This is a genomic window from Variovorax sucrosi (assembly GCF_051216635.1).
In the GTDB taxonomy this organism is placed as follows: Bacteria; Pseudomonadota; Gammaproteobacteria; order Burkholderiales; family Burkholderiaceae_C; genus Variovorax.
This window is the reverse complement of sequence record NZ_JBPJZU010000002.1, coordinates 500,983-521,320: the sequence shown is the minus strand read 5'-3', so window position 1 is coordinate 521,320 and position 20,338 is coordinate 500,983. Positions and strand designations below refer to the sequence as shown.

The 20,338-nt window shown below is 68.4% G+C and carries 19 protein-coding genes; 15 read left to right on the top strand and 4 right to left on the bottom strand.

The window, feature by feature from the left end; genetic code table 11:
- The first annotated feature begins 18 nt into the window (after positions 1–18).
- From ACSFBE_RS05510 to ACSFBE_RS05500, 3 genes are all read left to right on the top strand, one after another.
- Entirely contained in the window at positions 19–591 is a 573-nt protein-coding gene (locus ACSFBE_RS05510; protein WP_435489368.1) for an OmpA family protein, read from the top strand.
- Between the two features lie 209 nt (positions 592–800).
- Positions 801–3,602, top strand: a complete 2,802-nt coding sequence (locus ACSFBE_RS05505) for a galactose oxidase-like domain-containing protein (RefSeq protein ID WP_435489367.1) — start codon at positions 801–803, stop codon at positions 3,600–3,602.
- A gap of 118 nt (positions 3,603–3,720) precedes the next feature.
- Complete coding sequence (locus ACSFBE_RS05500; RefSeq protein WP_435489366.1) at positions 3,721–4,146, top strand: hypothetical protein; 426 nt, start codon at positions 3,721–3,723, stop codon at positions 4,144–4,146.
- On the opposite strand, the gene ACSFBE_RS05495 is transcribed toward ACSFBE_RS05500, so the two are convergent.
- Positions 4,107–4,766, bottom strand: coding sequence for a DUF938 domain-containing protein (locus ACSFBE_RS05495; protein ID WP_435489365.1), 660 nt, complete (start codon positions 4,764–4,766; stop codon positions 4,107–4,109). The genes ACSFBE_RS05500 and ACSFBE_RS05495 overlap by 40 nt on opposite strands.
- 84 nt (positions 4,767–4,850) lie before the next feature.
- On the opposite strand from ACSFBE_RS05495, the gene ACSFBE_RS05490 reads away from it, so the two are divergent.
- The 8 genes from ACSFBE_RS05490 to ACSFBE_RS05455 all read left to right on the top strand — a co-directional run bounded on the left by ACSFBE_RS05490 (position 4,851) and on the right by ACSFBE_RS05455 (position 12,558).
- Entirely contained in the window at positions 4,851–5,069 is a 219-nt protein-coding gene (locus ACSFBE_RS05490) for a hypothetical protein (protein ID WP_435489364.1), read from the top strand.
- 75 nt (positions 5,070–5,144) lie between these two features.
- On the top strand, positions 5,145–7,520 hold the full coding sequence (locus tag ACSFBE_RS05485; RefSeq protein WP_435489363.1) for a Tex family protein: 2,376 nt from the start codon (positions 5,145–5,147) through the stop codon (positions 7,518–7,520).
- A gap of 370 nt (positions 7,521–7,890) precedes the next feature.
- Positions 7,891–9,501, top strand: coding sequence for a peroxidase family protein (locus ACSFBE_RS05480; protein WP_435489362.1), 1,611 nt, complete (start codon positions 7,891–7,893; stop codon positions 9,499–9,501).
- 132 nt (positions 9,502–9,633) lie between these two features.
- Positions 9,634–10,191, top strand: coding sequence for a fasciclin domain-containing protein (locus ACSFBE_RS05475; protein ID WP_435489361.1), 558 nt, complete (start codon positions 9,634–9,636; stop codon positions 10,189–10,191).
- A gap of 99 nt (positions 10,192–10,290) precedes the next feature.
- On the top strand, positions 10,291–10,896 hold the full coding sequence (locus ACSFBE_RS05470) for a hypothetical protein (RefSeq protein WP_435489360.1): 606 nt from the start codon (positions 10,291–10,293) through the stop codon (positions 10,894–10,896).
- A 43-nt stretch (positions 10,897–10,939) separates the two neighbouring features.
- Complete coding sequence (locus ACSFBE_RS05465; RefSeq protein WP_435489359.1) at positions 10,940–11,386, top strand: hypothetical protein; 447 nt, start codon at positions 10,940–10,942, stop codon at positions 11,384–11,386.
- A gap of 84 nt (positions 11,387–11,470) precedes the next feature.
- Positions 11,471–12,295, top strand: coding sequence for an NAD-dependent protein deacetylase (locus ACSFBE_RS05460; RefSeq protein ID WP_435489358.1), 825 nt, complete (start codon positions 11,471–11,473; stop codon positions 12,293–12,295).
- Positions 12,292–12,558, top strand: a complete 267-nt coding sequence (locus ACSFBE_RS05455) for a hypothetical protein (RefSeq protein WP_435489357.1) — start codon at positions 12,292–12,294, stop codon at positions 12,556–12,558. Before ACSFBE_RS05460 ends, ACSFBE_RS05455 begins: the two co-directional genes overlap by 4 nt.
- Here the strand turns inward: ACSFBE_RS05455 and ACSFBE_RS05450 are convergent.
- Together ACSFBE_RS05450 and ACSFBE_RS05445 are read right to left on the bottom strand one after the other, a co-directional pair.
- Positions 12,555–13,850 (bottom strand): amidohydrolase family protein, encoded by a 1,296-nt coding sequence (locus ACSFBE_RS05450; protein WP_435489356.1) that lies wholly within the window; start codon positions 13,848–13,850, stop codon positions 12,555–12,557. The two genes, ACSFBE_RS05455 and ACSFBE_RS05450, sit on opposite strands and share 4 nt — an antisense overlap.
- Positions 13,851–13,908: 58 nt before the next feature.
- Positions 13,909–14,823, bottom strand: coding sequence for a LysR family transcriptional regulator (locus ACSFBE_RS05445; RefSeq protein ID WP_435489355.1), 915 nt, complete (start codon positions 14,821–14,823; stop codon positions 13,909–13,911).
- Between the two features lie 95 nt (positions 14,824–14,918).
- Between ACSFBE_RS05445 and ACSFBE_RS05440 the strand changes: the two genes are divergently transcribed.
- The 3 genes from ACSFBE_RS05440 to ACSFBE_RS05430 are packed head-to-tail and all read left to right on the top strand — an operon-like array spanning position 14,919 to position 17,665.
- Positions 14,919–16,307 (top strand): acyclic terpene utilization AtuA family protein, encoded by a 1,389-nt coding sequence (locus ACSFBE_RS05440; protein WP_435489354.1) that lies wholly within the window; start codon positions 14,919–14,921, stop codon positions 16,305–16,307.
- The gene (locus ACSFBE_RS05435) at positions 16,304–16,666 is read left to right on the top strand and encodes an AtuA-related protein (RefSeq protein ID WP_435489353.1); all 363 of its coding nucleotides are present in this window, start codon (positions 16,304–16,306) and stop codon (positions 16,664–16,666) included. Before ACSFBE_RS05440 ends, ACSFBE_RS05435 begins: the two co-directional genes overlap by 4 nt.
- A 30-nt stretch (positions 16,667–16,696) precedes the next feature.
- Entirely contained in the window at positions 16,697–17,665 is a 969-nt protein-coding gene (locus tag ACSFBE_RS05430; protein ID WP_435489352.1) for a Bug family tripartite tricarboxylate transporter substrate binding protein, read from the top strand.
- 46 nt (positions 17,666–17,711) lie between these two features.
- Here the strand turns inward: ACSFBE_RS05430 and ACSFBE_RS05425 are convergent, their stop codons facing one another.
- Positions 17,712–19,064, bottom strand: a complete 1,353-nt coding sequence (locus ACSFBE_RS05425; RefSeq protein ID WP_435489351.1) for an MFS transporter — start codon at positions 19,062–19,064, stop codon at positions 17,712–17,714.
- 188 nt (positions 19,065–19,252) lie between these two features.
- Between ACSFBE_RS05425 and cyoA the strand changes: the two genes are divergently transcribed.
- Complete coding sequence (cyoA, locus tag ACSFBE_RS05420; RefSeq protein ID WP_435489350.1) at positions 19,253–20,338, top strand: ubiquinol oxidase subunit II; 1,086 nt, start codon at positions 19,253–19,255, stop codon at positions 20,336–20,338.

Sequence of the window (20,338 nt, the reverse complement as noted above, 5' to 3'; positions counted from 1 at the left end):
ACCCCAAGGAAACATCCCATGCAAACGAACCACATTCCACGCCATCGGGTGCTCGCTGCGGCGGCACTTGCCAGTCTTGCACTTGCTGGCTGCGGCAGCCTGCACGACGAACGCTACAACTGGTGCCAGGGGCAGAACTGCGCCGTCACGCCGGGGGTCATGCCGACGCCGGCCGTTGCATCTGCACCTGCAGCGCCGACGCTGCGCCGCGTGAGCCTCAGTGCAGACACGCTGTTCGTGTTCGACCGTTCCAGCGCAGCCGACATGCTGCCCAAGGGCAAGGCCGAGCTCGACGCACTGGCACGTTCGCTCCGAGAGCAGACCCTGCAAGTGCAAAGCCTGACCATCACCGGCCATACCGACCGGCTCGGCGACGAGGCCTACAACGACGCGCTCGCGCTTCAACGGGCCAACACCGTGCGGGACTACCTCAAGGCGGCGGGCGTCGTCGCATCGATGGCGGTGCGGTCGTTGGGCGAGCGTGAGCCCGTCACGCGGGACTGCCAGGGGACGGACCGCACGCCGGGCCTGATCGCCTGCTTGCAACCCGATCGGCGGGTTGTCGTGGACATCCGGGGACAGGCCAGGTAGGCGATCCCTGGCGCGCGCCGCGTCGGCTTGCGCCGGCACGGCCGCGGCGTTTTCGCGCCCGTCGGCCGTCCGGCGTTCGGCCGACGTTTTGGCCCATGAGTCGTGGATCGTGTGCACGACCGCACGAAGTCGAGCGCGGGAACGCGATTCCATTTTGTGAACTTTTGTGTTCAATTGATAAACGCCTCATTCAACCAGGGAGGCGTCGAATGAACGCATGGATCGACAGGAATGCGGCAGCCTTACGCGTGTGGACGCGCACCGGCCTGTTCGTCGCGGCGGCAGCCATGCTGGCCAGCTGCGGTGGGGGTGGCGGAGACGGCGGGCAGGGGGGCGGTGCGGGCACCGGCACTGCGGCACCCGTGCCCGGCACCACCGCAATGACGCCGGAGGTCGCAGCCGTCGTCGCGGCCGAGCAGGACACCCCGGGCGCGCCGATCGACTCCGGCACACCCCCATCACCACCATCGCCGCCGGTGCCGCCGCCCTCCAAACCACCCGGCCAGCCGCCGGAGCAACCCCTCCGGCCGCCCGAGCCCGTGCCGGCACTCACACCGGAGTTGCGCGAGGCGGGCACGAAGGGCCTGTGGTCGGCGCCGGAGACCTGGCCGATCAACGCCATCCATGCGGTGCTGACGCCCGACGGCAAGGTGATGACCTACGGCAGCAATCCGAGTGGGGAGCAGGGCGCGCAGCTCTACTACGACGTCTGGAACCCGGTGACGAAGGCGCATGCCCTGTTGCAGCACACGACCGGCACCGACCTCTTCTGCAATGCGCAGTTGGTGCTGCCCGTGTCGGGCCAGGTGCTGCTCGCGGGCGGCGACGTCCGAGGGCAGAACGTGCGCAACGCAGCGGGCAATCTGATCGTCAACAGCGGCGTGGCCGACGTCAATCTCTTCGATCCGGTGGCGCAGTCCCTCAAGGCCTCCGGCACGCCGATGAACTATGCGCGCTGGTACGACACGCTGACGACGCTGCCGGACGGTCGCGTGTTCGTGCTCGCCGGCATGGACACCGTCGGCGCGCGGGCCGAGTATCCGGAGGTCTACACCGCCGGCCAGGGCTGGCGCACGCTCACCGGCATCCGCTGGCCGGGCGAGTTGTTCTATCCGCGCGTGATGCTCGCCCCTACCGGCCAATTGATCGCGGCCAGCGGCAGCACGCTGTACGGCATCAACACCGACGGAAACGGCTCCATGGCACAGGTCGGCGCGCTGCCCTCCATCGTCCGATGGCAGCTCCCCTGGGCCATGTTCGACAAGGGCAAGGCGCTGTTCGTGCGAGCCGGCGGCAAGGTCTCGGTGGTGGACGTCAACACCACCACGCCGGTCGTCACCGAGACCGAGGGCATCGGTGTCAACCGCATCTGGTCATCCACCACCGTGCTGCCTGACGGCCAGGTGTTGGTCACCGGTGGGTCGGGCCGGGAAAATGTGGCGTTCAACGTATCGCTCGAGGCGAGCATCTGGAACCCGAAGACCGGCAAATGGAGTGTCGGCGCCTCGGCGCAGAAATACCGCCTCTACCATTCCACGGCGCTGCTGCTGCCCGACGCCACCGTGCTCACGGTCGGCGGCGGCTCGCCCGGGCCGGTGGTCCAGTTGAACGGCGAGGTCTATGCGCCGCCCTATCTGTTCGCCAAGGACGGCAGCGGCCGGCGCCTGCCGCGCCCGATGATCGTGGCGGGGCAGAGCGACTTGACCCTGGGCACCGACTTCGGAATGTCTGTGATCTCGTCACGCCCGATCCAGCGCGTGACGTTGGTGCGCACCGGTTCGGTGACCCACTCGACCGACTTTGAACAGCGCTTCCTCGAACTGCCCTTCACCCAGGACGGCAGCCGCCTCAAGATCAAGCTGAACGAGAACGCCAATGTGGTGCCGCCGGGGCACTACATGGTGTTCGCCTTCGACGATGCCGGCGTGCCGTCCGTGGCGAAGATCGTGCGCATCGGCAGCACGGCGGTGCCGGCCCAATTCACGCTGGCGGCGCATCTGCCGTCCTTCCTCGGCACCGCCGATGTCGGCCGCAACGGCTCGGCGCATATCGACAGCGCCGGGGTGCTGATGCTGACCGATCCCAAGGCCGGGCAGCTCGGCTCTGCCTTCTATCGTGCGCCGGTGGCGCTGAGCGCGGACACCTCGTTCAGCACCCGGTTCCAGTTCAAGATGGGGAGTGGCGGTGGCGAGGGCATGACCTTCGTGGTGCAGGGCAACGACTCATCCACGCTGGGCGAGGGCGGCAGCGCCCTCGGCTACGGCGGCATCCGACGCAGCGTGGCCGTCAAGCTCGACACGCGCGCCACGCCGGGGCAGGACCCGAACGGCAACCACGTTGGCATCCTGCTCAACGGCAGCCTGCTGGCCGATGCCTATGTCGACGCGCCCTTCACTCTGGCGGACGGCTTCGCGCACACGATGTGGGTGGACTACGACGCGCGTTCGCGCAGGTTGTCGGTGTTTCTCTCGCGCGATGCCACCGCCGTCAAGCCGGCCCAGCCCGTGCTGCAGCGCGAGATCAACCTGGAGCGGGTGGTCGACAGTGCCAAGCTCTACTTCGGATTCACGGCCGCCAATGCCCAACAGGCCACCGCCCACCAGATCGACAACTGGAGCTTTCTGGCCGGCGCCGCGCCGACGGCGAAGGATCGCCTGGCCGCGGGAGAACAACTGATTCCGGGCCAGCGCCTGGCGTCGCCGGATGGCCGTTTTGGCCTGACCTTCGAGGGAAGCGGCAACCTCGTGCTGACCGAGTACGCCAGCGGCACCGTGCGCTGGCAGTCGGGCACCGCGGGCAAGCCGGCGGCGCGCCTGGCCCTGGGCAGTGAGGGCAATCTGGTGCTGTATGGACTCGACCTCGTACCGATCTGGAAAAGCGGCAACACCGGCTCGGGGGGCACTTCGGCTGCGCTTGGAAACGATGGCGTTTTGGTGCTCTCCCGGGCGGACGGCACGGTCGTCTGGCGCTCCGCGGGCGCACCGCCGGCAGGCCTCGCCGCGCAGCAGTGAGCGGACAGGAGCCGTCGGGACGTCTCGCCATGGGGTGCCGCCGCGCGTCAGGTAGACCAGCCGTTGCGCAGCAGCACGACGTCGATGTCGCTGCCGGCAGCGGTGGCATGCTCGAGGCATGACTGCAAAACTGTGTCGTGCCTTGGGTTGGCTGCTGGCGTTGGGCAGCCTGTCGGGTTGCGACCTCCAACTGTTCACGGCGACGCCTTCCGATCCCTTGATGAGCAAGGAGGCCATCGCCACGCGCGAAGCGCCTGCAGAACGCGTCTTTCAGGGCCGGCTGGCGGGTGAACCCACGTTCCTGGTGCTGCACGACTGCGAGGTGTACCGGGTCGAGCGCCGTGAAGAGGGCGGCGTCCGCTGGGTCAGTGTTCTGGCACCCGAGTTCTATCCGTTCTGGACCGTGTGCCAACGCGAGTCCCTGGCGTTCGATGCCGGCGTATTGACCGTCACGCTCGGCCGCATGGCCATCGGCGCGGGCGGATGCTGCGCCACGGGCGGCACCTACCGATCCGTGGACGGGCGAACCTGGAAAAAACGCTGAGCCACCGCATCGCCACCGAACACGAGCAACAGGTTGTTCGCCGGCATCGGACGCCGTGCGCGCAGCGCGAGGCCCGAACGGGCCGCTTCGCGCACCACCTCGTCCAGCCTGCGGATGCCCCAGGCCGGATCACGCGACCGCAGGCTCCGATCGAACGCCTCATTGCTCGGTGCGACCGGACCGTCTTCCAAGTAAGGGCCATACGTGATCAGCACACCGTCCGGCTGCAGATGGCGGGCCGCGCCCTGCATGAGCGCGGCGCACGTGGCGGGCGGGGCGATGTGCAGCATGTTGGCGCAGAAGATCGCGTCGAAGCGCTCCGCGAAGGGTGCATCCGCGGCGGGCCACGGTGTCGACATGACGTCCAGCCGCACCGGCGGTCGCAGATTGGGCAGCCCGCTCTGCGCGATCCGGGTGGCGATTGCAGGCAACGCGCGGGCATCGGCGTCGGTGGGTTGCCAGACCCAATCCTCCAGCGCCGCGGCGAACCACACCGCATGCTGGCCCGTGCCGGAGGCGATCTCGAGGGCAGCGCCGCGCTCGCCCAACAGGTCGCGCAGGGCGTCGAGGATGGGTTGCTTGTTGCGCTCGGCGGCGGTGCTGAAGGGCAGATCGGTCATCGGCCGGATTTTGCGGCACTATGTTCATACCCAAGCCATCGGCCTTCGCCGATGAGCACATTGAAGAGCCACTGTTCTACCCCCATGAAGACCATCGACGAGATGCTGAACCTCGACCTGCTCACCCCTGAGCAGCACCGCCAGATCGGCGACTGGATTGCGCGCGCGAACTCGCCCGAAGAAATTCTGAAGATGCCCGCGCCGCTTTGGCAGGCCGTCGAACGCGCCAGCGAGGTCATGGGCATCGACCAGGACCTGACGCGTCCGCCTTTGCTCGGGGCCGGCGACGCCGTCTTCAACTAGCGAACCGGTAGGCGAGCGCCCGGAGGCCTATGGCAAACTTCCGCGCTTCATTGCGCGCCAGGGACTCATTCGAACATGCAAAAAATCATTCGCCAGCTCGCCGCTGAAATCAAGGTCGGGGAGCACCAGGTGAAGGCGGCCATCGAGCTGCTCGACGGCGGCGCCACGGTGCCTTTCATCGCCCGCTACCGCAAGGAAGTGACCGATGGCCTCGACGACATCCAGTTGCGCGAACTCGAGGCGCGCCTGTCGTACCTGCGAGAGCTCGACGACCGCCGTGAAACGGTGCTCAAGAGCATCGACGAGCAGGGCAAGCTGACCGACGCGCTGCGGATCGCCATCGCGACCGTGGCGACCAAGCAGGAGCTGGAAGACCTCTACCTGCCCTTCAAGCAGAAGCGCCGCACCAAGGGCCAGATCGCGCGCGAGTTCGGCATCGAGCCGCTGGCCGACAGGCTCTACGCCGACCCGACGCTCGACCCGGCCATCGAGGCGCAAGCCTTCCTGAAGCCGCCCGAGACGCTGGACGACGGCAAGCCGGGCGCCGACTTCTCCACCGTGCCGGCCGTGCTCGATGGCGTGCGCGACATCCTGTCGGAGCGCTGGGCCGAAGATGCGGCGCTGGTGCAGCGCCTGCGCGAATGGCTGTGGGCCGAGGGCTTGCTGAAGTCCACGCTGATGGCGGGCAAGGACGAGAACAACGCCGACGTCGCCAAGTTCCGCGACTACTTCGACTACGACGAGCCGATCGGCCGCGTGCCCTCGCACCGTGCGCTGGCCGTGTTCCGCGGCCGCGCGCTCGACATCCTCGATGCCAAGCTGGTGCTGCCGGTGGAGCCCGAGCCCGGCAAGCCGTCGATCGCCGAGGGCAAGATCGCATTGCACCTGGGCTGGAGCCATGCGGGTCGCAAGGCCGACGACCTGATCCGCAAGTGCGTGGCCTGGACCTGGCGCGTGAAGCTGGCGCTCTCGACCGAGCGCGACCTGTTCACCCGCCTGCGCGAAGAGGCCGAGAAGGTGGCGATCAAGGTCTTCGCCGACAACTTGCGCGACCTGCTCTTGGCCGCGCCGGCCGGCCCGCGCGTGGTGCTGGGCCTGGACCCCGGCATCCGCACCGGCGTGAAGGTGGCGGTGGTCGATGCGACTGGCAAGCTGGTCGAGACCGCCACCGTGTTCCCGCACGAGCCGCGCAAGGACTGGGAAGGCTCGCTGCACACGCTGGGCAAGCTGTGCGCCAAGCACGGCGTGAACCTGATCGCCATCGGCAACGGCACCGCCAGCCGCGAGACCGACAAGCTGGCCGGCGACCTGATCAAGCTGCTCGCCAAGATGGCCGACCAGGCCGGCGCGCCGCCGATGGCCATCGACAAGGTCGTGGTGAGCGAGGCGGGCGCCTCGGTCTATTCCGCCAGCGAATTCGCCTCGCAGGAAATGCCCGATGTCGACGTGAGCCTGCGCGGCGCCGCCAGCATCGCGCGCCGACTGCAGGACCCGCTGGCCGAACTGGTGAAGATCGACCCGAAGTCGATCGGCGTCGGCCAGTACCAGCACGACGTGAACCAGAGCGAGCTTGCGCGCACGCTGGTCGCGGTGGTCGAGGACTGCGTGAACTCGGTGGGCGTCGACCTCAACACGGCCAGCGTGCCACTGCTGTCGCGCGTGTCGGGCCTGTCGGCCAGCGTGGCCAAGGCGGTGGTGCGCTGGCGCGAGGCCAACGGCGCCTTCGCCACCCGCAAGCAGTTGCTCGATGTCACCGGCTTCGGCCCCAAGGCCTTTGAGCAGAGCGCCGGCTTCCTGCGCGTGCGCGGCGGCAGCAACCCGCTCGACGTGACCGGCGTGCACCCGGAAACCTATCCGGTGGTCGAACAGATCATGGCCAAGACCGGCAAGCCGATCGCCGAGTTGATGGGCCGCGCCGAGATGCTCAAGACGCTGCGGCCGGAGCTGTTCGCCAACGAGAAGTTCGGCGTCATCACGGTCAAGGACATCCTGGGCGAACTCGAGAAGCCCGGCCGCGACCCGCGCCCCGACTTCAAGGTGGCGCGTTTCAACGATGGCGTGGACGACATCGCCGACCTCAAGGAGGGCATGGTGCTCGAGGGCACGGTGAGCAACGTGGCGCAGTTCGGGGCCTTCATCGACCTGGGCGTGCACCAGGACGGCCTGGTGCATGTGAGCCAGCTCGCCAACAAGTTCGTCGAGGACGCGCGCGAGATCGTCAAGACCGGTGACATCGTCAAGGTCAAGGTGATGGAAGTCGACGTGGCGCGCAAGCGCATCGCGCTGTCGATGCGACTGGACGCTACGCCGGCACGGCGCGACGGCCCGCGCGACAACCGCTTCGAGGGTGCAGGCCGCGGCCAGCAACAGGGCGCGCGCCGCGACAACGCGCCGCAGCCCGCCGGGCAGATGGCCAGTGCCTTTGCCAAGCTGCAGGGGCTGCGCAAGTAGCGTTCGGCCAGCCTCTTCGTCGGGCCGTGCGAACTGCTTCGCCGCGGCACCGGGCGTAACGAATTCCTTCGCAGCCGCAGAGCCCCGCACACACGCGGTCACACCGCGCGTTGTGTGCGCGCCAGCACTACCACTTCTGCGGGATGAGATCTCTGACTTTTGGGGAGTCGGCCTATGGCCGATGCACGCCGCGGAGGCGTTGGACAAATCAAGTGATGGGCTTTCAATAGGCACGCCTCGATGGGGCGCGGGCATCGTCCGCGCCATGAGGCATGCGCTGCATCGGCGTCCGTTCCGCACGGGTGGCCGACACATCCGCGCCAGCACGCGGAGTTCCACGATGAATGCCCACACCCTTGAGGAGACCGCCATGAAGAAGAGTGCGCCGCCAACGTCCATGCCTGCCACCAAGTCGACCGGAAAATCGCACGCCTCGTCGCCGCCGCCCCCGCCTCCGCCTCCGCCTCCGCCTCCGCCCCGCAGCCATGGCTACAGCACCGCCAATGCCGACCCGGTGCGCAGCAACATGGTCAAGCCCGGCCGCTTCGGCTTCCTGTTCCCCGAGCTTTCCACCAGCCCATGGACCACCGGCAGCCCGACGACCGATGCACAGGTGGCCGAGGAACTGGGCGCGGCGATGCATGCGCCAGTGACCAGCCCGACGCCCGGCGTCATCCCGGCCGGCTTCACCTACTTCGGGCAGTTCGTCGACCACGACATCACCTTCGACCCGACCAGCCTCGGCGAGAACGCGGTGGATGTGGGCGACCTCGTCAACTTCCGTTCGCCCGCACTCGACCTCGACAGCCTCTACGGCTCCGGGCCGCGCGACCAGCCTTTCCTTTATCGGCGGCAGACGCAGACCAGCGCGAACCAGTTCATCCTGGGGCCGGTCAAGGACTCCGGCCCGGGGCCGGGCACCGAACTGCCGCAGGTGCATGCGCTCGACGGCGCCACCTACGACCTGCCGCGCACCTGCTTCCTGCAGGGCGATGCGACGGCCATCCTCGGCGACAAGCGCAACGACGAAAACCTGATCGTCGCGCAGCTGCACCGCACGATGCTGCACTTCCACAATGCCATCTGTCTCGCCTTCCCGGAGAAGTCCTTCCTCGACGTGCGCCGGCTGGTGATCCACCATTACCAGCGCATCCTGCTCAACCAGTTCCTGCCGCTCATCGTGGGGCAGCAGGCGGTCGACGACGCGATGGCCGAACTGAAGTTCTATCGCATCGGGCCCGGCGAGCTGGCGACCGAGTCCTTCATTCCGCTCGAGTTCTCCGGGGCGGCCTACCGCTTCGGCCACAGCATGGTGCGCTCCAAGTACGAGTTCAATCGTGTGTTCGCCGCCGGCACCGACTTCCGTCTGGCTTTCGCCTTCACCGGCGACGGTTTCGCCAAGGCGCCCGGCGGGCCGCTGCTGCAATACCCGACGAACTGGCTGCTCGACTTCGGCGCCTTCTTCCCGGACCTGGGCCGCACGCCGCAGATGGCCTCGGCCATCGACGCATCCATCTCCGACCAGCTCATGATCGGCGCGCCACCGGGGCGCCCGCTGGCCGCCCTCAACCTGCTGCGTGGCTCGATGCACTACAAGCTGCCCACCGGCCAGGCCGTGGCCGGCCGCATGGGCATGCCGCTGCTGACCAAGGCCGAGCTGGAGAGCGGCACGGGCGGCGCGGTGATCAAGAAGTTCAACATCGGCGAGCACACGCCGCTGTGGTTCTACCTGTTGAAGGAGGCCGAGGTGAAGGCCGGCAGCCAGCACCTCGGGCCGACCGGCGCGGCGATCGTGGCGGAGGTATTTGTGGGCCTGCTCAAGGACGACCCCGAGAGCCTGCTGGGCAACCCGCCCAAGCCGGGCGAGGAACTTCCCTCGGCCGATGGCCGCTTCAAGATCAGCGACCTCTTCAACTTCACGGAGAAGCACAAGGGCCAGGGCAACATCCCGGCCGCGGGGGTCATCAATCCGCTGGCGTAGGGGCCTTGGACGTAGGAGATGGCCGCGCGAAGCGCTGCATCACGGCGGGTTGGAATCCAGGGCACGGACTCGCTGCGTATGAGTGGGTGTCGCCACGCATCTCCGTGGCGGCACATCCAACAGGAGCCATCCATGCATGCCAAGTTCTCGCACCTCGCTTCCCTTACGCTCGCCGCCGCGCTGTCGGTGGGCGCCGTCACGGCCTACGCCCAGGTGATGGTCGGCGGCGCACCGATGTACGCCAACAAGGACATCATCGACAACGCCGTCAACTCCAAGGACCACACCACCCTGGTCGCCGCGGTCAAGGCCGCGGGGTTGGTCGACACGCTCAAGGGGCCAGGCCCGTTCACCGTCTTCGCGCCGACCAACGAAGCCTTCGCCGCACTGCCGGCCGGCACCGTCGACTCGCTGCTCAAGCCCGAGAACAAGGCGATGCTCACGGGCATCCTCACCTACCACGTGGTGCCGGGCAAGATCGACGCCAAGACGCTCATGAAGATGATGGAAGACGGCAAGGGCACCACCTCGTTCAAGACCGTCGCCGGCGGGACGCTCGTTGCCAAGACCAGCGGCGGCAAGGTGATGATCACCGACGAGAAGGGCGGCAGCGCCACCGTGACCATCGCCGACGTGGTGCAGTCGAACGGCGTGATTCACGTGGTGGACAAGGTGCTGCTGCCGAAGTAAGGGCCACGGGCCGCGCTGCATGGCGGTTGGGTTCAGCCGTCGCGTGCGGCGCGGTCACTACACTCGACGTTCGTCCCCAACCAACGTCGTTCGCATCGCATGGAATTCTTCACCCTGGTGGTCTTTGTCACCATCGGCCTCTACGTGCTCAAGGCCACGGACCAGGCCCGCCGCATCCGCCTGCTGGGTGGCCACCTGGGCCACTACCAGATCGAGAAGCTGATGGAGACGCTGACCGAGGGCTACCTGCGTTGCCTCGGCGAGAGCGACGAGGAACGGCGGTCGCAGATCTGGTCGCTGCTCGCGCAGAGCGAGCAGACCCTCGCATCGCAGTTCGAACGATTCGCCGGCGACTTCGCCAAGGTCGACCCGGCGCAGGCGCGCGTGAGCAAGTGGCCGATCGCCGTTCCGGTGATCGACCGTCTGCTGCCCGGCTCGACCTTCGACGCCCGCCAGGCCTTCTCGATTCATGCACGGGGCATCGCGGACGCGGCCGCCAACATCGCGCAGCAGACGCCCAAGGACAAGGCCTTCATGTTGTCGGCCGAGATGTTCCTCATGCAGCACACCTGCCATTGGTTCTGTCGCTCGCGCGCGGTGGCTTCGGCACGCATTCAGCTGCGCCACGAAACTTCCCATGCGATGGCGCTGGCCTCGGTATCGCCGAAGACGCGCGAGGCTTACCGGGCGCTCACCGGCGTCTGACCGCGATTCTTTTTGACTCCGCGCCGAAGAAAAAAGACCCACCATGTCCCTCTCCGACCAGCTCCAGGTTCCCACGCCGAATGCCGACGGCAGCTTCGCCGCGCCGGTGCCACCCAGCACCGCGGCCGACGCCCTGCGCGAGGCGCAGGAGCGGCAGGCGGCACTGTCCGAACAGCTGGAAGCCGTCAACGAACTGCTGGCCAAGCCGCTCAACGAGATCCTGGCCGACCGTGACCGTTTCAAGGAAGCGGCCGCCGCGTGGGACGCCTTCGGTGCCATGTGGATGCTGTCGCAGCGGGCAATGAAGCGGGTGGCGCTCGATCTCGCGGCACAGCACGGCGTGAGCGAGGAAGAGGTGGTGTCGCGCGCGCTGGTAAATGCGAACGCGGTGCTCAACGGCGACGGTGTCGACCTCGACGGCATCGTGGCCGAAGCGCAGCTCGCACACATCGGCCGGCACAAGCCTTTCCTGCGCAAGCAGTTCCGCTAGCCGCCGCCCGCCGCCCGCCGCCGCTGGCCCACCGAGAGCCCCGACACCGGCATGGCCGCGCACCGCGCCGTATGCTTGCGCGCCATGGATGCCTCCGCCTCGCTTGCCGACTTCGTCGGCCGCCACCGCCGCCTCTTCGTGTTGACCGGCGCGGGTTGCAGCACCGAATCCGGCATCCCCGATTACCGTGATGTCAACGGCGACTGGAAGCGTCCGTCGCCGGTCACCTTCCAGGCCTTCACCGGTGACGACACCACGCGCCGGCGCTACTGGGCGCGCAGCCTGGTCGGCTGGCCCACCATGGCGACGGCCCGACCGGGCGCATCGCACCGCGCTCTGGCCCGCCTGGAAGAAGCCGGCCGCATCGGCCTTCTTCTGACCCAGAACGTCGATGGCCTGCACGAAATTGCCGGCAGCCGCCAGACCCTCGACCTGCACGGCCGCATCGACACCGTGCGCTGCCTGGGCTGCGAAACCCGCACGCCGCGCGCCGAGCTGCAGCACACGCTGCGTGTGCGCAACCCCGCGTGGGCGGCGCTGGAGGCGACCGCGGCCCCCGACGGCGATGCCGACCTCGACGGGCGCGACTTCGCGGCCTTCGAGGTGCCGGACTGTCCGCGCTGCGGCGGCATGCTCAAGCCCGATGTGGTGTTCTTCGGCGAAAGCGTGCCGCGCGATCGGGTGCAGGCCGCCTTCGACGCACTGGCCGAGGCCGACGCGATGCTGGTCGCCGGATCTTCGCTGATGGTTTATTCGGGCTTTCGCTTCGTGCAGGCGGCAGTGGCCGCCGGCAAGCCGGTGGCGGCCGTCAACCTCGGCCGCACCCGCGCCGACGAACTGCTGACGCTGAAGGTCGAGCAGCCGGTCGGTGCAGCATTGACGGCCGTGGCAGAGCAACTGGCGGTATGAGCGTCAAGGCGCTGCGCTCGACCTTCGGTGACCGCTGCCACTGGTGCGGGCTGGCGATGGATTTCGACCCGCCGCACGACCGGCCGGAGTCGGCCACCATCGAGCACCTGCTCGACGCCACTCTGGGCAGCACGCGGAAGCCGAAGTACCGGCGCCTGGCGCATGCGGTGTGCAACCACACGCGCAACGAATTCCGGATGCAGGCTGAGCGGGCCTTCGCGGCCTGGGTGGCGCAGCGGGTCGCCGACGCGACGCCCGATTAGGGATGCGACGTGCCCGGCCGAGCGGGCATGAAGGACGTCGTGCCGACGCGCCCCGGCAGATGCAGCGCCGCAGTGGTCGGTGGCGTCTCGGCCAGCAGCCTGCCGCGCCGGTACACCTTCAGCCGCGTGGCGCGCAGGCGGATGGCCTCCACCGGGTCGCGCGCCTGCAGCAGCACGAAGCTCGCGTCGCAGCCCGCCTCGAGCCCGTAGGCCGGCAGATGGAAGACCTTGGCAGCATTCGTCGTCACCGCGTCGAAGCAGCGGCGGATGCCGGCCTGGCTGGTCATTTGCGCCACATGCAGGCCCATGTGCGCGACTTCGAGCATGTCGCCCGAGCCCATGCCATACCACGGGTCCATCACGCAGTCGTGGCCGAAGGCGACGGTCACGCCGGCGGCCATCAGCTCGGGCACGCGCGTCATGCCGCGGCGCTTGGGGTAGGTATCGTGGCGGCCCTGCAGCGTGATGTTGATGAGCGGGTTGGCGATCACGGCGACGCCGCTTTCGGCGATCAACGGCAGCAGCTTGCTCACGTAGTAGTTGTCCATGCTGTGCATCGATGTGCAGTGTGAGCCGGTCACGCGGCCCCGCAGGCCCAGGCGCTGCGCCTCGAAGGCAAGGGTCTCGATGTGGCGCGAGAGCGGGTCGTCGGATTCATCGCAGTGCATGTCGACCAGCAGCCCGCGCTCCGCCGCGATCTCGCACAGCAGCTTCACGCTGGCGGCGCCGTCGGCCATCGTGCGTTCGAAATGCGGAATGCCGCCCACCACATCCACGCCCTTGTCGAGTGCGCGCTTCAGGCTGTCGACACCGCCCGTGGTGCGCAGCACGCCGTCCTGCGGAAAGGCGACCAGTTGCAGGTCGAGATACGGCGCGACGAGGCGCTTGACCTCCAGCAGCGCGTCGACCGCCAGCAGGCTCGGGTCGCTGGTGTCGACGTGCGTGCGGATGGCCAGCAGGCCCTTGGCCACGGCCCAGTCGCAGTAGGCCAGCGCGCGTTCGATCAGCGCTTCCTGCTTGAGCAGCGGCTTGAGTTCGCCCCACAGGGCGATGCCTTCGAGCAGCGTGCCGCTCTCGTTGACGCGCGGCAGGCCGTAGCTGAGCGTCGCGTCCATGTGGAAGTGCGGGTCGACGAAGTGCGGCGCGACAAGCTGTCCCTGTGCATCGAGTGTCTCGTGAGCCGGCGCGTCGAGCGCCTCGGCGACCTCGACGATGCGGCCGTCTTGCACGGCGATGGACAGGCCGCTGCGGCCGTCGGGAACGGTGGCGTTGCGCACGAGGAGGTCGAGCATGGACGAGCGCCTTCTGGAGGTATCGGTGGGGAAGAATCCATTATCTGCGTCGGCTGCTTCAGGGCAGCGCCAGCTTGCCGAGCCGCGCGACGATCAGGTCGTGCAAGCCCTGTGCCGCCACCGACAGGCTGCCCTCGCGCCGTTGCACCAGATAGACCGTGCGCATCAGCCCCGGCACCGGCAGCGGCCGCGTCACCAGCGTGTCGCGGCGGAAATGGAACAAGGTCAGCGCCGGCACCACGCTGATGCCCAGGCCCGCCTCGACCAGCCCCATGACGGTGGCGAGATGCTCGACCTCGAACACCGCGTTGAGCCGCAGCGGATGCAGCGCCGCATCGAGCGACTGGCGCACGCTGCTGTGGCGCGCCATCTGGATGAAGGGGTAGGGCGCGATCTTGCGGGCACTCAGGCGCGTCTCGGCCGCCAGCGGATGGTCGGCCCGGCACACCAGATGGAAGCGGTCGCTGCACAGCTTGCGGCTGCGCAGGTCGCTGGCCGCCGCGGTGCCGTTGCCCGCCGACGCCAGCGCGAAGTCGGCCTCGCCGCTGCGCACCCGCGCGATGCAGGCGTCCGACAGCGCATCGTCCAGGCCGACCGTGATGCCCGGCCAGGTGGCCATGAACTCGGCGAACACCGCGGGCAGCCAGCCGGCCGCCAGCGAGGGCAGGGCGGCCACCCGGACCCGGCCCTTGCGGCGCTCCACATGGTCGGCCAGGTCGCTGATCGCACCGCGCATGTCGTCGAGCAGCCGCTGCGCCGCGCCCTCGAACAGCCGCCCCTCGGGTGTGAGTTGCACGCTGCGCGTGTCGCGGTCGAACAGACGCGCGCCGAGCGACTCCTCGAGGGTGCGGATCAACGCACTGAACGCCGGCTGCGAGAGGTGGCACAGTTGGGCCGCGCGGGTGAAGTTCCGCTGTTCGGCCAGGGCCACGAAGGCCCGCAGCTGCCGTGTCGAGAGGTCGGGTGTTTTCATGGCGTGATCCGTCTTTCAAATGAATCGATCCGAAGTTTCGATTTTACGGATGGGCTGGGTCGACCTACATTCATCGCATACACGAGAGACGAGCCATGACGCTTCAGGCCATTGCGCCCCCACCGCTGCTGATCGGCTGCGCCGCCGGCTTTTCCGGCGACCGGACCGATGCGGCCGGCCCGGTGGTCGACACGCTGATCGCTCGGCTTGCCGCCGGCCCGGCCGGCCAGCGCGCCTTCCTCATCTTCGAAACCCTGGCCGAGCGAACCCTCGCGCTGGCGCAGTTGCGCCGGCGCGCCGACCCGGAGGCCGGCTACGAGCCGCTGCTCGACGCGATGCTGCGGCCGGTGCTGGCCCGCTGCCTGACGCACGGGATCCGCATCGTGAGCAACTTCGGCGCCGCCAACCCGCGTGCGGCGGCGCGCCACATCGCCCGCATGGCGCGCGAGCTCGGCCAGCCGGCGCCGCGCATCGCGGTGGTCGAAGGCGACGACCTGTCGTCGCCGGCCCACCAGGCCCTGCTGCGCGAGGCGCTGGGCACGGCGATGGACGGGCTGAAGCTCGTCAGCGCCAACGCCTACATCGGTGCCGAGCCGATCGCCGCCGCGCTCGATGCCGGCGCCGACATCGTGGTGTGCGGCCGCGTCGCCGACCCCTCGCTCACCGTCGGGCCGGCCATGTCGCACTTCGGCTGGGCCGCCGACGACTGGGACGTGCTGGGCCGCGCCACCATGGCCGGGCACCTCCTCGAATGCGGTGCCCAGGTCTGCGGGGGCTACTTCGCCGATCCGGGCTACAAGGACGTGCCGGGCCTCGCCGAGGTCGGCTTCCCGATCGCGGAGATCGGGGTCGATGGCCGCTGCACCGTCGGCAAGTCCGAGGGCACCGGTGGCTTCGTGACGGAGGCCACGGTGAAGGAGCAACTGCTCTACGAGGTGCATGACCCGGCCGCCTACCTGACCCCGGACGTGGTGGCCGACATCGCCGAGGCCGAGGTGCGGCGCATCGGCGACGACCGGGTAGCGCTGAGCGGCGTGCGCGGCCATGCGCGGCCGACGCACTACAAGGTGAACGTCTGCCATGAAGGCGGCTGGCTGGCCGAGGGCGAGATCTCCTATGCCGGTCCGCGCGCCGAGGCGCGTGCGCGCATTGCGGCGGAGGTGCTGCGCAGCCGGCTGACGGGCCTGCGCCTGCGCGTCGACCTGATCGGCGCCATCAGCATCCTGGCCGACGACGCCGGCCGCGCGCTCGCGGCCACGCCCGACAACGGCGCGCGCGATGTGCGGCTGCGGGTGGCCGCCACGCACGCCGACCGGGCCGAAGCCGAGCGCGTCGGCCGCGAGGTGATGGCGCTCTACACCTGCGGCCCTGCTGGCGGGGGCGGCGTGCGCAGCCTGCTCACGCCGCGGCTCAACACCATCTCCTGCCTGCTGCCGCGCGAACGCGTGCCAGTCGGCTTCGCCATGGTGGAGACCACCGCATGACCACGATCACCGTTCCGCTCTACCGCGCCGCCCACGGCCGCACCGGCGACAAGGGCGACCGGTCCAACATCAGCGTGATCGCCTGGCACTCGGCGCTCTGGCCGCTGCTGGTCGAGCAGGTCACGCCCGAGGCGGTGGCGGCGCAGTTCCGCCATCGCGCGCCGAGCCGGGTGCAGCGCTTTCTGCTGCCGACCCTGGAGGCGATGAATTTCGTGCTCGATGCGGTGCTCGATGGCGGCGTGAACGACGCGCTCAACCTCGACACGCACGGCAAGTCGCTGTCCTTCCTGCTGCTCGACCTGCCGATCGTGGTGCCGCTCGATCTGCAACCTTTTCTCGCCGGCCCATCCGAAGGCTGATTCCCTCTCACAACCCTGGAGACAACAGACATGAACCGCAACCCGTCCATCGCGCTCGCTGCCGCCGCCCTTGCGCTGGCACCGCTTCTGGCGCAGGCGCAGGCCTTCCCGGACAAGCCCATCACCTTCGTCGTTCCCTTCGCCGCCGGCACCGCGACCGACCAGATCGCCCGCGCCATCGGCAACGGCATCACCGCGGAAACCAAGCAGTCGGTGGTGATCGACAACCGCGCCGGCGCCAGCGGCTTCATCGCATCGCAATTCGCGGCCAAGGCGCCGGCCGATGGCTACACGGTGCTGATCACCACCAACACCACGCACGCCGCCAACGAGCACCTCTACAAGAAGCTGCCCTACGACCCGGTGAAGGATTTCTCGCCGATCACCGGCCTGGGCAAGGGCGGGCAGATCATGGTGGTGAACCCGTCATTTCCCGCGAAGACGGTGGCGGAGTTCGTCGCGCTGGCCAAGAAGGAGCCGGGCAAGTACAGCTTCGGCAGCGGCAGCTCGTCCAGCCGCATGGCCGGTGAACTGCTGCAGCAGATGGCCGACATCAAGCTGCTGCACGTGCCGTACAAGAGCAACACACTGGCGGTGACCGACCTGCTGGGCAACCAGATCCACATGATGATCACCGACACCGCGACCGGCCTGCCGCAGGTCAAGGGGGGCAAGCTGCGCGCGCTCGGCGTGTCGGGCGCCAGCCGCTCTCCGCTGGCGCCCGAGGTGCCCACCATCACCGAGGCCGGCGTGAAGGGTTACGAAATGGGCTACTGGTTCGCCGCCTACGCCCCCGCGAAGACCCCGCCGGCGGTGGTGAAGCGCCTGAACGAACTGATGGTGAAGGCTGCCAAGAGCGAGGCCGCCAAGACCGCCTTCTACGAGCCGACGGGTACCGAGGTCTTCACCACCTCGCCCGAGGAACTGGCGAAGTTTCAGACGGCCGAGTCGACGAAGTGGGGCCGCATCGTGAAAGCGGCGGGCATCGAGGCGGAGTAAACGGGCCGGGTGCGCCGCCAGTCGACCTCGCCCGCAGCGGCGCAATTCAGTCCCGCTGCTCGAGCGTCCGGTTGACCCACAGCGCGGTGAGCGTGCAGGCCGCGCCCGACAGCAGGTAGACGCTGACGTAACCCAGACCGAAGTGCGCCGACAGACCGAGCGCCACCAATGGCGCGAAGGCCGCGCCGATGAGCCAGGCCACGTCGGCCGTGAGGGCCGCACCGGTGTAGCGGAAGCGGGCGGCGAAGTTCGACGTCACGGTGCCCGAGGCCTGGCCATAGGACAGGCCCAGCAGGACGAAACCGACCAGGATGAAGGTGTCCTGCCCGATGGTTCCACCGTCCAGCAGCGTCGGCGCGAAGCCGCTGAAAACCGCGATCGCCACCGCCAGTGAGCCGAGCGTGCGGCGCCGGCCGATGCGGTCGGCGATCTTGCCGGAGGCGACCATCGCCAGCGCGGCCAGGCAGGCACCGATGGCCTGGATCACCAGGAACTGGCTCACCGACTGATCGGAATAGAGGGTGATCCACGACAGCGGGAAGATCGTCACGATGTGGAAGAGGGCGTAGCTGGCCAAAGCCGCAAAGGCGCCGATGAGGATGTTGGCGCCCTGGGCGCGCGCGAGCTCGACGATGCCGGTGGGTTCGAGCTCGCGCTCGTCCAGCTGCTTGGAATATTCGGTGGCTGCGACCAGGCGCAGGCGGGCGAACAGGGCCACGACGTTGATGGCGAAGGCGACGTAGAAGGGGTAGCGCCAGCCCCAGGACAGGAAGTCTTCCGCCGGGATGCTGGCCGTCAGATAGGCGAACAAGGTCGCTGCCGTCAGGAAGCCGAAGGGTGCGCCGAGCTGGCCGAGCATGGCGTACCAGCCGCGCCGGTTCTGCGGGGCGCTCATCGCCAGCAGCGACGGCAGGCCATCCCAGCTGCCGCCCAGCGCGATGCCCTGGGCGATGCGGAAGACCGCCAGCAGGACGATGGCCGACACGCCGATGCTCTCGTACGTCGGCAAGAAGGCGATGCCCGCGGTCGCGGTGCCGAGCATGAAGATCGCGGCGGTGAGCTTGGCTTCGCGGCCGTAACGGCGCTGAATGGCCATCGACAGCGCAGTGCCGAAGGGGCGTGCGATGAAGGCGAGCGCAAAGATCGTGAACGCGTAGAGCGTTCCGGTCAGGCGGTCGGCGAAGGGGAAGAAGATCGCTGGGAACACCAGCGCCGACGCGATCCCGTAGACGAAGAAGTCGAAATATTCGGAAGCGCGGCCGATCACCACACCGACGGCAATGTCGCTCGGGTCGACGTGTTCGGTGTCGCCGCCGACGGCATGGGCGATGTCGCGGCCGGTGGCGGTGCCGTTCTGGCCGGGCTGGCCCCCTGGTTGTGCGATGGAGGACGTTGTCATGGGATGCCTACAGGAACTTCGGAAAATGGACGTCGCAGCCGACTTCGGTCGAACGCACATTGCATTCGGCCCAAATTTTGCACCAGGAGACCTCCGATGCCGTAGGACAAAACGTCCAATGCCGGTCGGGCCTCGATCGGCGTAGATTCGCAGGCTTCTCGCCCCATCACAAGCTCCCTTTCCCTGGCATGCCTTCCTTCAAGATTCCGCGCGTATTGTTCCTGCTGCCGCTGAGCTTGCTGGCCGGCTGCAACATGGTGCTGCTCAATCCGTCCGGCGACATCGCGTCGCAGCAGGGGCGGCTGATCGTCATCTCGACGGTGCTGATGCTGCTGATCATCGTGCCGGTGATCGCGATGACGCTGTTCTTCGCCTGGAAATACCGCCAGTCGAACAAGGAAGCCACCTATTCGCCCGACTGGGACCACTCGACCCAGCTCGAACTCGCCATCTGGGGCGCGCCGCTGCTGATCATCATCGCGCTGGGCGCGCTGACCTGGATCAGCACCCACACGCTCGACCCGTACCGCCCGCTGGCGCGCATCGACGCCCAGCGCCCGATCCCGGCGAACACCAAGCCGCTGGTGGTCGAGGTGGTGGCGCTCGACTGGAAGTGGCTGTTCCTCTACCCCGAGCAGGGCATCGCCACGGTCAACGAGCTGGCCGCCCCGGTCGACCGGCCGATCCAGTTCAAGATCACCTCGTCGACGGTGATGAACTCCTTCTTCATCCCCGCGCTGGCCGGCCAGATCTACGCCATGGCCGGCATGGAAACCAAGCTGCACGCGGTCATCAACAAGCCGGGCGAGTACGAAGGCTTCTCCGCCAACTACAGCGGTGCCGGCTTTTCGGGCATGCGCTTCAAGTTTCACGGACTGAACGACGCCGACTTCGACAAGTGGGTGCAGCGCAACAAGGCGGCCGGTGGCGAACTCACCCGCGGCGCCTACCTGCAGCTGGAAAAGCCGAGCGAGCGCGACCCGGTGCGCCGCTTCGCCACGGTCGCGCCCGGCCTGTACGACGCCATCCTGAACCGCTGCGTCGAAGCCAACCGCATGTGCATGAAAGACATGATGGCGATCGACGCCAACGGTGGCCAGGGCATGCCCGGTGCCTTCAACGTGGCCTCGATGGACGCTGCCACGCGCGCCCGCCAGGGCCTGACCAACGCCGAGCTGGGCCGCGCCCGCACCTACGTGGGGGCCATGTGCTCGGTGAACGATCCGGTGGATGCCTTCCCGCTTTCCGTGCCCGCTGCCACGCAGCCGCTGTAA